15 protein-coding genes are annotated in these 15,036 nt (G+C 39.2%); 6 read left to right on the top strand and 9 right to left on the bottom strand.

Features of this window, described 5'->3' with window-relative positions; all coding sequences use genetic code 11:
• Nucleotides 1-4 precede the first annotated feature (4 nt).
• Together ACH11B_RS15420 and ACH11B_RS15415 are read right to left on the bottom strand one after the other, a co-directional pair.
• Nucleotides 5-1,675, bottom strand: coding sequence for an ArnT family glycosyltransferase (locus ACH11B_RS15420; RefSeq protein ID WP_377609681.1), 1,671 nt, complete (start codon nt 1,673-1,675; stop codon nt 5-7).
• 17 nt (nt 1,676-1,692) lie between these two features.
• Entirely contained in the window at nt 1,693-2,064 is a 372-nt protein-coding gene (locus ACH11B_RS15415) for a GtrA family protein (protein WP_013666090.1), read from the bottom strand.
• A gap of 181 nt (nt 2,065-2,245) precedes the next feature.
• Here ACH11B_RS15415 and ACH11B_RS15410 point away from each other — a divergent pair, with 181 nt between their 5' ends.
• Nucleotides 2,246-2,788 carry a GNAT family N-acetyltransferase gene (locus tag ACH11B_RS15410; protein WP_377609683.1) on the top strand — a complete coding sequence of 181 codons (543 nt, stop codon included), beginning with the start codon at nt 2,246-2,248 and terminating at the stop codon, nt 2,786-2,788.
• On the opposite strand, the gene ACH11B_RS15405 is transcribed toward ACH11B_RS15410, so the two are convergent.
• The 3 genes from ACH11B_RS15405 to ACH11B_RS15395 form a co-directional block, all read right to left on the bottom strand.
• Nucleotides 2,760-3,080 carry a cupin domain-containing protein gene (locus ACH11B_RS15405; protein ID WP_377609685.1) on the bottom strand — a complete coding sequence of 107 codons (321 nt, stop codon included), beginning with the start codon at nt 3,078-3,080 and terminating at the stop codon, nt 2,760-2,762. The genes ACH11B_RS15410 and ACH11B_RS15405 overlap by 29 nt on opposite strands.
• A 116-nt stretch (nt 3,081-3,196) precedes the next feature.
• Nucleotides 3,197-4,615: a glycoside hydrolase family 125 protein gene (locus tag ACH11B_RS15400; RefSeq protein WP_013666087.1), complete on the bottom strand. Its 1,419-nt coding sequence runs from the start codon at nt 4,613-4,615 to the stop codon at nt 3,197-3,199.
• Between the two features lie 272 nt (nt 4,616-4,887).
• Entirely contained in the window at nt 4,888-5,760 is an 873-nt protein-coding gene (locus tag ACH11B_RS15395; protein ID WP_013666086.1) for a LysR family transcriptional regulator, read from the bottom strand.
• 88 nt (nt 5,761-5,848) lie between these two features.
• Here ACH11B_RS15395 and ACH11B_RS15390 point away from each other — a divergent pair, with 88 nt between their 5' ends.
• Nucleotides 5,849-6,571 carry a class I SAM-dependent methyltransferase gene (locus ACH11B_RS15390; RefSeq protein ID WP_149105535.1) on the top strand — a complete coding sequence of 241 codons (723 nt, stop codon included), beginning with the start codon at nt 5,849-5,851 and terminating at the stop codon, nt 6,569-6,571.
• Between the two features lie 9 nt (nt 6,572-6,580).
• Here ACH11B_RS15390 and ACH11B_RS15385 read toward each other — a convergent pair whose 3' ends face one another.
• The gene (locus ACH11B_RS15385; RefSeq protein WP_013666084.1) at nt 6,581-6,865 is read right to left on the bottom strand and encodes a hypothetical protein; all 285 of its coding nucleotides are present in this window, start codon (nt 6,863-6,865) and stop codon (nt 6,581-6,583) included.
• A 228-nt stretch (nt 6,866-7,093) separates the two neighbouring features.
• Between ACH11B_RS15385 and ACH11B_RS15380 the strand changes: the two genes are divergently transcribed.
• Nucleotides 7,094-7,582, top strand: coding sequence for a YMGG-like glycine zipper-containing protein (locus tag ACH11B_RS15380; RefSeq protein WP_013666083.1), 489 nt, complete (start codon nt 7,094-7,096; stop codon nt 7,580-7,582).
• Nucleotides 7,583-7,704: 122 nt separating this feature from the next.
• Here ACH11B_RS15380 and ACH11B_RS15375 read toward each other — a convergent pair whose 3' ends face one another.
• From ACH11B_RS15375 to ACH11B_RS15365, 3 genes are all read right to left on the bottom strand, one after another.
• Nucleotides 7,705-8,382: an ATP-dependent Clp protease proteolytic subunit gene (locus ACH11B_RS15375; protein WP_013666082.1), complete on the bottom strand. Its 678-nt coding sequence runs from the start codon at nt 8,380-8,382 to the stop codon at nt 7,705-7,707.
• Nucleotides 8,383-8,491: 109 nt separating this feature from the next.
• Entirely contained in the window at nt 8,492-8,758 is a 267-nt protein-coding gene (locus ACH11B_RS15370; protein ID WP_013666081.1) for a hypothetical protein, read from the bottom strand.
• Nucleotides 8,739-9,284: an RNA polymerase sigma factor gene (locus tag ACH11B_RS15365; protein ID WP_013666080.1), complete on the bottom strand. Its 546-nt coding sequence runs from the start codon at nt 9,282-9,284 to the stop codon at nt 8,739-8,741. Before ACH11B_RS15365 ends, ACH11B_RS15370 begins: the two co-directional genes overlap by 20 nt.
• Nucleotides 9,285-9,658: 374 nt before the next feature.
• On the opposite strand from ACH11B_RS15365, the gene ACH11B_RS15360 reads away from it, so the two are divergent.
• From ACH11B_RS15360 to ACH11B_RS15350, 3 genes are read left to right on the top strand one after another with little or no spacing between them, the layout of a single operon-like run.
• Complete coding sequence (locus ACH11B_RS15360; protein WP_377609688.1) at nt 9,659-12,139, top strand: SEL1-like repeat protein; 2,481 nt, start codon at nt 9,659-9,661, stop codon at nt 12,137-12,139.
• Between the two features lie 6 nt (nt 12,140-12,145).
• Nucleotides 12,146-13,933 (top strand): HSP90 family protein, encoded by a 1,788-nt coding sequence (locus ACH11B_RS15355; RefSeq protein ID WP_013666078.1) that lies wholly within the window; start codon nt 12,146-12,148, stop codon nt 13,931-13,933.
• Between the two features lie 9 nt (nt 13,934-13,942).
• Nucleotides 13,943-15,004, top strand: a complete 1,062-nt coding sequence (locus ACH11B_RS15350) for a hypothetical protein (protein WP_013666077.1) — start codon at nt 13,943-13,945, stop codon at nt 15,002-15,004.
• Nucleotides 15,005-15,036 lie beyond the last annotated feature (32 nt).

The following is a 15,036-nucleotide window of genomic DNA, read 5'->3' as shown; positions in this document are numbered from 1 at the left end:
AAACTTACTGAATCTTGCGAAGTTCCACCAAGGAAAAGCTCGTTAACGTCTTTTCCCTTGTTTTGTGATTGAGAAAACCCCATTTCAATTTCGTGATATGATAATCGCTGAAATTCTTGAGTATCTTAACCTGGTATTTTGATGTCAAATCGGGTACATTAGTAGTAGGAAGAAAAACGATTTGCTTATTGTCGCTTTTCGATTTAAGCTGGGAAATATCGTCTACATATTCCACTTTAGTAGGTGCATAAAAATCGAAGGAAAAGCGATGTCCAAGGTAACTTTTCACTGGCCCATTTGGATGATGATTTTGCAACCATCTACCAGCGACCATACCCGCCTGATAACGCAATAAAGTTGGATAAAAAAAAGCATAAGCAAATAGCATAAAGATGACCGCTGACACGGCACTTAGACAAACTAAGTTCCGTACACTAACCCGAAAAAACAGGATATAGGCAATCGTTCCGGTAAGCAGAGCTAAAACAACAAATAAGAACTTAAATGGCACGTCGAACACGAATGCAATCATGATTAAAAGCACTAATACTAAGACAAAAATGACCTGTTGTACGATAGAAATTGCTTTCAGTTTCTTGTGCTTCAAGGAAGATAAATAAGAAGCAGTAAAGAGTGCGAAATGAGGAAAAACAATAATGATATAATGCGGCAATTGAAACTCAGAAAAAGAAAAAAGAAGAAAAGCTACGAGCGCATTGCTGTTAATTATTAAAGTAGTCGCTTTCTTTTTTCCTATAATTGACCGCTTCTTCAGCTTATTAAACACCGCTATATAAAAGATCACGCTCCAAGGTAAAAAGGCCCATAAAGTAGTATGGAGAAAAAAACTGACATCCCCCTTCCCTTTTATAGGCCCTGTATTAAAAAACCGTCCAAACTGACTATCCCAAAAGAAAAAGCGGATACCTGAAACATTTTGTTGATTAAAGATCACTTTCTCAGGATGCATGTCGAATTGAATGTACAGCGCGTATAGTTCGGGTAGGATGAAAATGCCAACTAAAAGAAGCGCGAGCCACCATTTTAGTTTGATGAATTCTCGATATTGTTTGGTAATTATCCAATAACATATAAAACCTGATAAAACAGGAATGATTACAAAAATGCCCTTTACCATAATACCGCAAGCCAAAAAGAACGAACCGGGAATGACATGATAAGATAACGAGCGATAAGCTATGTAATAATGAAAAACTGCCGCTAAGGTAAACGTAGTTAAGTAAATCTCTGCTCTTACATCAAAATTTGATATGACAACGTGAAAGGCGGTCATGAACATAACGACTGCAATTAGGGCAATCCTTCTCTTATAAAGTTTTGACCCCAGTAAATATAGGTAATAAGAACCAAGCCACCCGAAGAGCAAAGAAGGAAGCTTATAAGCAAATCCACTTATTCCCAGCAGTTTAAAAGAGCTGGCAGCTAGCCAAAAAGTAAGATGTGGTTTATCGAGCCAATCCTGTCCCCTAACATATAAATTCAACCAATCATTATAAAGAAGCATATTTTTGGCAATGGATGCATAAAGCGCTCCATCCGGTTCCATCACACCTCCAAATAAACTAAAAATGCTTATAAATGCGATAATCCATATTACAATATAGTAGGCTTTTTCTTCCAGATTAGTCGATCCACGCTGATATATATGCATCATTGACACTATTTAAAAGTCTATTGATCTTTGAATGTTATGAAATTATTTACCAAAAAATTCCATATAAATACCAACCCGATAGCTAGGCACTTGCTGAGATAGAAGTTGAGCTTGCAGTAATGAACAAAACAGAATAGAAGAAACGTGTTTAAAGCTAATCCCACCAAGCTGAAAAAAATAAAATAGCCGAATTGCAAGCTCACACTGCTTTTATTATTAAATGTCCAAAATTTATTAAGGTAAAAATTATTCAGCACAGCCATCGAAAAACCAATACCGTTGGCCGCATACTGATTCAATCCGATCTGTTCTCTAAAGAACCAAGTAAATAAAAAGTCTATAGTGAACCCAACACCACCTGCTATGGCAAACTTTGTAACTTTCCACATCTTATTATCTTATAAAAGAAAGAATTATGGATTAAAAAGTATTAAGAAAAACGGTTAAAGTACAAAACATAATGAAATGATAACGTGCATTTAACATTCGGATTACTTTCGACCAGGTGTTTCTTTAAGATATGACTATTAACCGCATTTTACTTATTTTTGCGGGGCGAAAAAGACTCACATGTTACATATTACGAAAGCAAAAATCGACGATATCCATATAATTCAAGAGATCGCTCATAAAACTTGGCCGATAACCTTCGGTAGCATTCTTTCTTTTGAGCAAATAAGTTACATGCTCGAAATGATGTATAGTACAACATCGTTATTACGGCAAATGACTGAACTGAATCATCATTTTTTATTAGCAGCTGAAGAAAACGAGTGTCTAGGTTTTATTTCTTATGAATCAGCTTACAAAAATGCGCTACAAACCAAAATCCATAAGATCTACATCTTACCGGAAGCACAAGGCAAAGGTGTTGGAAAAAAACTAATGAGGGCTGTAGAAGAAATAGCGCTAAACAAGGGCGATAAAAGATTATTACTTAATGTCAACAAGCACAATGAAGCGGAAAAATTTTATGCACGATTAGGTTTTGAACTAATTGGGACGGAAGACATAGACATCGGTTCCGGATATTTAATGGAAGACAAAATCATGAGCAAAAAATTAAAGGGGGATAACGAAACTTTTAAAGAAAATCTTCCCTCAATGGCGTAAAGACATCCAGTAACTCACCTTCTTCCAAACATTTGCAGCCGTGTAAAACATTTGATGGCATTAGACAAGTATCACCTGCTTCGATGACTTTCTTTTCATTTCCGATATTAAACTCAAATTTCCCGCTGATAACAAAAGTAGATTGTGTGTGGATATGCTCGTGAACGGTACCAATAGCTCCTTTTGCAAAACGTACGCGAACCATCATCATTTTGCTATTATAGGACAGAATTTTCCGGAAGATTCCGTCTCCTACGTCCTTCCAATCATTTTTTTTATTAAAATCGAACATTACAGTTAACAATGGGATATGCCAAAATAAGTAATTTAATTGTATACTAAAAATGTTTTAGTTGTTACAGAAACAACTAAAACATTTTAGTTACAACAAAAAAAGAGAGTTGAACCTTAGCTCAACAAGCTTTTTTTACGCTCAAAGGTTTCCCATAACAATTCGCCAAACAAAGTGTTTGTCCAAGCGAACCACGAGCGGGTGAATTTTTTAGGGTCATCTTTGTGGTATGACTCGTGCATGAAACCAGTGCCTCCATGGCACTTTTGTAGTGTTTGGATGCAGGCTTTAATCTCTTTGTCATCAGAGCTCGTCAACGCACGCATCACAATACTCATTGGCCAGATCATATCTTTACCGATGTGTGGTCCTCCCACTCCTTCTCCTGCACTTCCTTTATAAAAGAAAGGGTTATCAGAAGACAGAATAAACTTACGCGTATTCACATAACGTGGGTCATCCGCTTTCACCGCACCCAAATAAGGTAAGGACAAAAGGCTCGGAATATTAGAATCATCCATTAATAAATGTCCTCCGTAACCATCTGTTTCAAACACGAATATTTCGCCATATTTTGGATGCTTCGTAGTTGCATGTTTAGCTAAAGCGTCTTCTACTTCCTGTGCAAGCGTTGTCAGCTCTTTGGCTAAAATGTTATCGTTATGAATCGCCTTTAACATCTCTGCCGCCTGACGCAAAGAGACCACAGCGAAGAAATTAGACGGGATTAAAAAGGAAAGTACAGTTGCATCGTCACTCGGACGAAACGATGAACAGATTAGTCCAACAGGATTTACCGGATATCCATAGCCGTCCATAGGTAGGGTGTCTGTAGCACGGCCGGTTACCCTTTCAAAATGATAAGGACTTGTTCCATCTTTTCGTTGTTGTTCTTTAAAGGTTTTTAGAATATTCTGTATAGCCTGTTTCCACGTATCATTAAACGGTTTGGTGTCTTTTGTAGCTTTCCAGTAGTGATACGCTAAACGAATGGGATAGCAAAGCGAATCGATTTCCCACTTACGTTCATGTACCCCTGGCTTCATATCAGTTTTATCCTTTGCCCACTCGCCAACTTTTTCGGGATCGTCGTAAAACGCATTAGCGTATGGATCTTTTAAAATGTAGTGACTTTGTCTGTTGATCACGCCGGCGATAAGATCAGCCAATGGCTTATCATCTTTCACCAGTGCTAAATATGGCCATACTTGGGCACTGCTATCCCTAAGCCACATCGCGTCGATATCCCCGGTTATAACGTATGTATCAGGTATTCCGTCGATCGACTGAAAAAACACTGTGGTATCCAAGGTGTTAGGAAAACAGTTTCCGAAAAGCCAAGCAAGCTCCTTGTTTTTCACTTTATTCTGAAAAGTTTTTATCACCTTTTCAACAGCTTCACTGGTAAAATTGCGCATATTTTCTGCCACCCTTACTTCCGGAAAATTCTCGGACTGCGCAAAAGCAAGGTTATTACTTAAGTAGTAACCAGCACCAAGGGCCATGGTACTTTTGATAAAACTTCTTCTTTCCATTGTATATGATAGAATTTATAAATTATTTCGATCCACACATTTGCTGAATATTACGCTTCTATTCAACCGTAAATCGGCTTCGAACCGATTCTGCCTTTGTTCTATATCGCTTAGCAGCCGTAAACATATTATAAATTCCGCTATAAAGCAAACCCTTATGCCGCTGGGATTCGTTAAGACAGGAAAGTCGTACCGTTAGCATTCACCGAGTCATTCAATGACTTGTTAGTGCTACTGTTACCACGTTTCTCGTCCAACAACTTCATGAACAGCTAAGTGACCGCTAAAAACTTACTGCACTCTTTAAAGCTCTCCAACGCGGGGTGTTCCGTTCGGCGATGATAAGCCATAACAATTTCTGTATACACAGCGATACCTTTTAACTCAATAAACTTTACATGAAGAAAAGGGTACTGACCTCTAATGGACGCAGGAACTAAAGCGATACCAAGTCCATGCTCCACCAGTCTCAGCATGGAGTGCATATTATTACATTCATGAACGACTTGCGGTTCGAAGCCCATCCGGTGGCAACAAGCTACAAACTGTTGATGATAGTGCGGAGCATAACGACTATTATAAGAGATGAAATCAATCTTTGCTAAATCTTCCGTTTGTGTACCAAAATGATCATCAGCACATACAAGTACAAAGGGATCTTGCCACAATGATTTTACCGCTAGATGAATGGAGTCAATGGGTGCACGAAGAATTCCGACGTCCAGCTTCCCTTCTTCTAGTGCTTTTATCTGTTTTGCCGTAGAAAGTTCGTATAGACGCGTTTTTAACAATGGATATTCGACTCGTAATTGTTGCAGTATTTTAGCAAGGCCGCTTAATGGGGTTGAACTGATATAACCGATCTGAAACTCGCCGCTTACCGATTCGTGTATTTGTTTCACCAGCTGCTTACTTCGCTCAAGCCGCTGCATAAGTTCTCCACATTCATTTAAAAAGTAACGTCCCGCTTCAGTTAAGGTAACTCGTTTATTATTTCGATGAAACAGTAGCACACCCAATTCTGTCTCTAGTTCTTTTATTTGCCTCGTTAGCGGTGGTTGAGAAATGTGTAAACGTTCCGCTGCTTTACTGAAATGTAAAAGTTCAGCGACTGTTTTAAAGTATACAAGATGCCTTAGCTCCATAATACCTCAAAGGTATCAATAATTATAAAAAATAGTATTTTTAAAGCATAAAACAGATTGATAGATTTGCCTTACTAAACAACATTATATGAATAACTTCTCAGGCAAATCCACGGTACAAGAAATCAAAGCACGTTTCGACCAAGACGTTGAACGCTTTTCCAATTTAGAGACTGGTCAAGCCACTACCATTGACGCTACCTTTAGCATGGAGCTTATTGTTGATAGCATAATCGCCCATTCTCCCAATTTAAAAACAGTTTTAGATATTGGTTGTGGTGCCGGAAACTACACCTTAAAGCTTTTATCTAAAAAGACGCCTCTCGATTGCACTTTGTTGGATTTAAGTCGTCCGATGCTAGACCGAGCATATGCGCGTGTTACAGCAATTAACACAGGAAATACAACGCTCGTTCAGGGTGATGTCCGCACTGTTGCACTAGAAGAGAACCATTATTGTACAATAATAGCTGCCGCTGTACTCCATCATTTACGTGACGATAAAGATTGGGAAAAGGTATTTACAAAGTTATATCAACTATTGAAACCAGGTGGTAGCTTGTGGATTTCGGATCTTGTTGTTCAGGAAACAACCGCCATTCAACAACTTGTATACAATGAACGTTTTGGTAATTACTTGGTTAATATGGGCGGTGAAAACTATAGGGATAACGTACTCGACTATATTGAAAAAGAAGACAGTCCTCGTTCTCTCAATTTTCAACTTGATCTCTTGAAAAAAGTGGGATTTCGCCATGTTGAGGTTCTTCACAAAAACTTATGCTTTGCCGCCTATGGTGCAATTAAGTAAGGTCAACTGTTAGTTCAATCGATAAAAAAGATCTTCCCATTCCTCATCTAAGCTTTTTTGGGGCATTACTTGTTTCGCACGATTGTACCAATACGCAGCGTTCCATAAGTCTCCCTCTTTTCGATGGAGATAAGCATGTACGTGGGCGGAGTTGGCGTCATTCAGATGGTCAATTAAACCATGAGCTAAGTTCCATTCTCCTTTTGCATCGTACCATAATGCTTGAAGGTGAACAGAAAGCTCTTTTGGTGGATAATCCAAAATCAATGTATCTTTAAAAGCTTCCAGTGTCAAAACAATTCGGGTTTAGTGAGGGGTAAAGGTATAAAATTAAATTGGAAAACAAATACCCCAAGATTTGCTTGTTAAACTATACAAACCGTATAAACACCTTCATTATCCTAATAAGATATACTATTGATTTAATGTTATTTAGCGTAAATTATTATGCTTACATAAAGTTTTGGCATAATTTTTTCTATGCTATTCATGTTATAAGAAACACTGAACAAATAAAGTATTATGAATAAGATCATCGCTTTATGCTTAATGGCCAGTATCGGCTTTACAGCATGTAACAATAATAGTGCGAAGGAAGAAGCCTTAGCGAAAGCGGCGGCTCTTAAACAAGTGAAAGACAGTTTGGCATTGGACAGCTTTCGAAGAGCAGAAATCGCTGAAAAAGAACAACTAGAGCAAGAGAAATTGCAAGCACAAGAGATGGAGACCCAGGCAGCGAGGAATACAAGTTATAGCGAGCCGGAACAGGGGAGCCAGTATTACGAAGCTAGTGAATCAAATACGGCTCCTGTGGCAGCCAGTACCCAAAAGAAAGGGTGGAGTGACGCCGCCAAAGGGACTGCAATTGGCGCAGGAGCAGGAGCCGTTATGGGAGCGCTAATAGATAAGGATAAACGCCTACGAGGCGCGGCAATTGGCGCTGCTATCGGCGGGGCCGGTGGTTATGCCATTGGTCGAAAGAAAGACCGTCAAAGCGGTCGAGTTCAATAGAATATATATTAAACCATATATATTAAACTGAGATCCTGCTAGGTTAACCGCTAGCAGGATTTTTTATTTGCGTACTCCTTCCGATGGCCAGGCAAGCTTGCTCATAAACATTAGCTTCTGTATCAGGACATCACCTTTCCTAACACTTCATCAATCATTCCATATCCTTTGGCCTCTTCCGCCGTCATCCAATAGTCGCGATTTGAAGAGGTATGTACCCATTCATAAGACTGGCCACTATGGTCGGCAATAATTTGATAAAGCTCTTTTTGAAGTTTGAGTATTTCGCGTGCATTAATTTCCAAATCAGCTGCCGTTCCTTGCATACCTCCCGAAGGTTGGTGAATCATTACCCGAGCATGCTTCAACGCCGCCCTCTTTTTATCAGTTCCGGCACATAAAAGAACAGCGCCAAACGAAAGGGCTATACCTGTACAGATTGTAGCGACATCCGGAGTTATATACTGCATGGTATCGTAAATCCCTAGCCCCGCATAGACAGAACCTCCCGGGCAGTTGATATACAGCTGAATATCTTTATGAGGGTCGGTTGATTGCAGAAAAAGCAATTGGGCCTGAATAATGTTAGCCACTCGATCATCTACGGCTTCACCTAAAAAGATAATACGGTCAATCATTAACCTGGAAAATACATCCATCTGTGCTACATTCAGCTGCCGTTCCTCCGTTATATACGGTGTCATGGAAGCATAGACATTCCGGTTAAACCACCTTTCATATTGGTCAAAGGTATTCCCACTCATCCCGTAGTGGGATACAGCAAATTTTCTAAAATCCATATTTTATCTGTTATTAGTCTTTAGTTGTGTAATTAGCAATCGGCAGAACGTCCTCCATATGGGCTAATTCTTTCTCTCCTGTTTTTCAATCCGGCCAACCCCTATCAACCTATTGGAAATAGCGTTTAATCCGCTGAATTAAGGTTTTATGTTTAGGATTATGAAAAAAATCGTGCTCTACCGTTTTTAGTTGTTTACGCAATTCCTGTTGCCCATATTTTTTTATAAGCTTATACGTTTTCTCTTGCCAAAAGAAATCATCTTTTAGCGCTGAATCTATTATTAGTCGCGCGTCCAACAGCAACCGTGCTTCTGTATCCAGCTCATTATGTGAATAAGCATCGAGTAAATACACATTATTCAAGGAAGTCTTCATAGTGTAGCGATTTTTCTTTAATGAAAGCCCTAACTTTTTCCAGACATTTGAATTTCTGGACAGTTGCCGAACGTTCGCTGCTAAAGCCAAATTGTTTGGCTAATTTTCCCATGGAGATTTTATCATAGTAGAAAGTTTTTAGCAAATTTAGACAACGGTTTCCGACTTTTGTCAGCAAGGCCAGCAAACGTTCATCAGACATTTGTCTATTTGTATCTTCATCCATCATTTCTACATCAGCCGATAGTGGTTCATGGTTAAGTCCAAGCTTATATTGATGGTTCCAAAGATGTTTAACAACACCGAAAATATAGGCTGGAGCGGTAGTTTTGATAAGGTGTCTATTACATACGATTTGCTCATAGTATATTACGAGCGCATCCTGAAATATATCTTTTGCCTGCTCCAATGTTCCACCTTTTTTACTGATGTACTTAGCAACCGAGGGAAAAGTCTCACGGTAGAATGTTGTAAACAAATCCTTTGAAAAAATTACGTGCTCTTCACACGCCTCTGATATTTCCATATTCTTCGTTTTTATTGAGATGTGTATAAAAAAATCAATATATCACCCTCTAAATTAAAAAAATTTAATCTACTGTTTGTTATTAACAACCTGCGTCAATGGGCCCCTGTTTCTGCAAGCAAGATCTAGGCTATTTATTAGCATTAAGTTTTAAGTTATAGATTTGAAGTATTACGTTGCTACTTAGACAACTGTTTTGATACTGGACACCCGTGTTTTGACACTAATGATAAGCAATAACGACCCAAATTAATAGCACCCCTGAAATCAGGGATTTTTGCTTTTTTTAAGTCAAAATAAACAATAAATCCAGTTTCCTTACGCTAATTATTAGCATATTCGCAACACCTATTTAAATTAATTTCATTCATAATATGACATTAGAACAGCAATATTCAACTATTCTAAATAACATCAGCCAAAACTCGCTCAATCCAAAAGTTTATGATCGTTCGTCACTACACCATCAAAAAACCTGGTTTGAAGGACTGGCCACCTTGGAAATAGCTGTCCATAATTTACCCCAACAAAAACAGGAAGTCGTTGACTTATATGAAGAGCTCTTTTCAGAAGGTTTGGACTTTAAAGCCTCATATGAGTTAGACGAGATGGACTACGCATTTTATTGGGATAAGATATTGGCGATTTTAAGTGCACTCGCTATCCATCATACAGAGGTTTATGCGCAAATTGCTTTCCAATACAATGAGACCCGTCGTATGTATCGCAACAATGCTAAATTCCATTATTATCTCAACTTAGCTATTGAAACAAATGTTCCCGTGGCCAAAGCGGTTGCAGCTTATTTTTATTACTATGGAATCAATACAGAAAAAGACAAAGAAAGAGCCAGTCAGCTCTTCCGTGAAGATAGTGGTGACTGGAGTGTACTTTATCAAGCCTATATCCAACTGAACGAGAAGCAGTTTGAATTTCTGCCTGCTGTTATTGAGCAATTAAAAAGCAGCAGTGACAAAAAGATAAAAAAGAATGCATTGATTTTAGAAGGTAGTTACTTAGAGGCGATTGGGAAGCCGGAAGAAGCGCTATCGGTTTTTGAACAATCATATAAGAGCGATTATTCTGCGTTTTCATTAACTAGAGTCGCCTTTATAAAACACATGCTAGACAATACGCATAAAGAAGCATCCATGAAGCTCTGGAAAGAAGCTGCCAGCCTAGGTTCTATAGAAGCGATGAATTATCTTGGCGTCAACACCTTTCCGGAAGTTTATACCCAAGAAGCCTATACTGAAACCGTTCGTTGGTTTTCTCTTGGATATTTGTACAACAATGCTTACGCTGCTTACCGTTTAGCTCTTATCAGGCTTTATGTTGAAGGTTGGGAAGAGAAGGCTATTGGCTTTCGTCTGCTAGAAGAAGCCATAGAAGGAGGGTCGCTAGATGCACTTATTGAGAAAGCAGAGATCTATACAGAAGGTCGAATAATTGAGCGGGATGAAAAAACGGCCTTTGAGCTTTTTCAAAAAGCTGCTAAAGAAAAAGATGCTCCTTATGCTTACGTACGATTAGGCTATCTTTATGAAATCGGTGCCGGCCCGGACGGTGAAAAAGACGCTATAACAGCTTTAGATATGTATGAAAAGGCCGTCGAAAAAGACCATCCATACGGTTATAGTAACGCGGGACGCATCTATCGTTATGGTATAGCCGGAGAAATAAATATAGAAAAAGCAAAGGCTTACTTTGAAAAGGGAGTCGAGCAAAACATCCCCTTTTCAATAACAGAATTGGCGTTCATGTATGAAGATGGTACCTTAGCTCAAGATTATAAAAAAGCTTTTGAACTATTTGGCAAAGCAGCCGAAGGGAATAGTGCTTACGCGATGTACTGTTACGGCCAATATCTACAAAATGGCTATAATGATGGAGAAAAAGCTCCCGAACAAGCCTTCTATTGGTTTCAAAAGGGGGCTGAGCTTCAGGAAGTCAATTGCATTTATGAAACCGGTCGCTGCTATCGTTATGGTCTCGGCGTAGAAGAAAACCCCGATCAAGCACTGTATTATTATCAACAGGCAGCCGATGCCGGTTATCCCCGTGGGTTGGTAGAATTAGCGCTTTGTTACGAATATGAATATGGTGTAAATTTCGATGCTGAGAAGGTCTTAAACCTTATGATAAAAGCTGCCGAACAAGGCTACGCTTTCGCGCAATATAAAGTGGGGGTATATTATATGCATGGCAGCTTGGGCGAACAGGTTCCTATCAATTCTGAACAAGCAATTATGTGGCTTAACAAAGCGGCAGATGCGGGTTATCCATATGCCTATGTAGAACTCGGAGATTATTATTTATGGGATTATGATAATCTAAATGAAGCGGATAGAGCTTTTGCATTCTATGAAAAAGCTTCCGAACAGGATGTAATAGCAGAAGGATTAGGCGTTTGTTATGAGTACGGTATAGGCATCGATTATAGTATGAGCGAAGCTTTCAAGTATTACGAGATGGCAGCGAACAAGAACGTCATTGGTGCCATGTACCGATTGGGAAATTGTTACTTAAATGGTAATGGAGTAAGTGAACAACCGGAAGAAGCATACAAATGGTTTTTTAATGCGGCACAACAGGGTAATGTTCCTTCTCAATATCTATTAGGAAAGCTTTTGCTGAAAGGGAAAGGTGTAGCCATGAATAAGGAAGAAGGTATTGAATGGTTACAAAAAGCAGCAGAGCAGCAGTATGCTGCTGCACAATATGAATTAGGTAATTGCTACTTGATGGGTGACGGCCTAGAAGAAAATGAAGATAATGCGATGTATTGGTTTGAGCAAGCAGCAGAAAAGGGACATGAACGCGCCATCAAAATTGTGGGTGGTAATAGAAGATGATGTCAAATGAAGGATAAACAACAATCATATTTATTCCAAGTGAATTTGAAGGGAATGATTTCCCTATTGTCTGAACACCTATATAGCAACCCTAATACCTTTGTCCGCGAACTTTTACAGAATGGTGTAGACGCCATTACGGCGATCAAAACTTTGGACGAACAACATATTGGCAGTATACAGGTTCACCTGAACGAAAAGCGCAATGAAGCAATATTTGAAGATAATGGCATTGGTCTGAAAGAGGATGAAATCCATAAATTCATTGCAGTTATCGGTGAAAGCTCCAAGCGAGAAGCATTTGAAGCGAATGATTTTATCGGTAAGTTCGGTATAGGTCTGTTGTCCTGCTTTGTTGTCAGTAACGAAATTATATTAGAGACACGGTCAGCCTTGGCAGACAAAGTGCTTCGATGGACAGGCAAAGCCGATGGAACCTATCAATTGGAAAGGATTACAGAAGAACGACCGATTGGTACGCGTATCATTCTACAGGCAAAAAAAGAATGGGCACATCTATTTACAACTTCGGCCTTTGAAAAGAATCTTCGTTTTTATGGAGATCTACTCCCCATACCGATTACACTTAGGAATGGCCATGAGGCTATTTTAATTAATGAGCATACAGGAAAGTGGTTAAACGATGATTACACGAAAGACGAGCTACTTGAGTTGGGTAAAAGTACTTTTCATACTAATTTTATCGATGCCTTTCGCATAGATGCTCCAAGTGGAAAATTAAAGGCCGTCGCTTACGTGCTGCCATACAAAACACAATTCAGCGGTAAGCAGCAACACAAATTATACCTAAAACGTATGTTTTTGAGCGAGGATGACTGTAGACTGCTTCCGAAATGGGCATTCTTCATCCGCTGTATTATTAATACCGATGGATTAAGTGCCACTGCATCACGAGAGTCTCTTATGGCGAACAGCGAACTAAAAGCGACACAGAAGGAAATTGCAGAAGGTATTAAATCCTATCTAAAAACGATCGGGGTGGTTGATCCTGCTATCTATCATAAGCTGATCAGCACGCATTACCTTCACTTAAAAGCGATTGCGGCGGAAGACGTTGATTTACTGAAAGCATTCATGGATGATTTACCTTTTGAAACTAGTAAAGGGATAAGAAGCTTTAAAAGCATTAGAACCTACCAAAAAGACATTTACTACACGGCCAATATTGACGATTTTAAGCAATTAAGACGAATTGCCGAGTCGCAGGGATTGATGGTCCTCAACGCGGCTTATACATTTGAAGAAGAATTATTAAAAAAAATGCAACGATTGGACAGCGCTTTGTCCATTGAAGAGATCTCTCCTGTTCATTTGTTGAAGAGTTTCCGGGATTTGGACGAGGTGTCAGCAAACGCCTATATGGACTTCACCGAAAAAGCGCGGAAAATTCTAGAGACTCTAAATTGTGAAGTCACCGTTAAACGTTTTCAACCAACCGATATTCCGGCAATCTACATCGCCTCGAATGTGAACCATACAGGAAAAAGCAGCCATATCAAAGCATCTGCAAACAATCCCCTGGCAGCCACATTAGGAGCATTTACACGGACGAATGAAACAAAACCACAATTATGTTTCAATGCCGACAATAGCTTGATTCAGGCTGTGTTTCCGATTAAAGATTCGTATGTAGTTAATTCGATTGTTCATATTTTATATGTCCAATCACTTCTTTTAGGCAAATATCCGGTAAGTGATAAAGAAATGAATCTTTTCAATGAAGGACTTCATAATATGCTGATTATGGGGATTGATAATTTTATAAACATTTAATTGACAGAAATGCGTTACACGTTACAGATACAAAAGTTACTAAATTTAGCGGAGGAACTCCCTCCACATTCCAAAGATCGGATTAAACATTATTTACAGGCAATCCGTTTAGCCGATCAAAACGACGACGTGGAATGGGCTTTCGAACTGAGAATCGACTTGTTAGATGCAGAATGGGGACTAGCTGATCGGCAACACTTTATTCCCACATTTACATGGCTGTTAGATGCTTATGATCATAATCCGGATTTATTCGATGCAGAAGAACTCCTTTGGAAATATAAATGGATTATTGACGAAGTGTATTCTAACCCCGACGTCAGTCTCGAACAAACAGAGCAAATACTTGCTGATTTCAAAAGACGTATAGAAGCAGAAGGTTACGGGTTGAGAGCATATTATACTAAACAATTGCACGAAGCTTTAGACCAGAAGGATGTAGAGCGAACACGTTACTACCTCGATTTAGTAAATAGCGTCCCGCGGGATAACTTAAGTGATTGTCAAGCCTGTGAAATGGATACCGAAGTGTTAGCACTGTTAAATGCAGGCGATTTTAGGGCAGCTTACGATAAGGCGCAACCTCTATTGGCAAAGCAGTATTCCTGCGCACATGTGCCACTTGTCACCCATTGCAGTTTGGCTTATTACGGCATAAAATACGGTGCAAAAGAGATTGCCTTGGAACAATTTAAATTGGCGGAAGAATCTTTAGTATCAATCAGCGATACCAGTTTAGTACGACCTACCGGCCAACTTATTACCTACCTGTTCCATGTAGATGAATCGCTGGCATGGCAATATGTAGAAAAATATCTACCATGGAGTTTAGAAAGCGACAGAAACCGTACTTTCTTTTTTGCAAAGTATATGACAGAAGGCTTAAAACAACTCTCCTCCGACCAAACCGCTCCCATCGAGCTTCCTGTTGAGCATCCTCTATACAACGAAAAACAACATTATTTAGTGAACGACTTGCTTCAGTATTACTATCAACAGGCTAGCGATTTAGCAGAGCAATTTGATAGCCGAAACAGAAATAAGAATTTCGCAAAACAGCTTACAGAATAAAAACTGAAGTAGGTGTCTCCTATATTTGTTTC

Source organism: Olivibacter sp. EAT-5 (assembly GCF_044784325.1).
GTDB classification, from domain to species: Bacteria; Bacteroidota; Bacteroidia; order Sphingobacteriales; family Sphingobacteriaceae; genus Olivibacter; species Olivibacter oleidegradans.
Note: the sequence above shows the minus strand (reverse complement) of the source record. Positions and strands in the feature narration are given on the sequence as shown.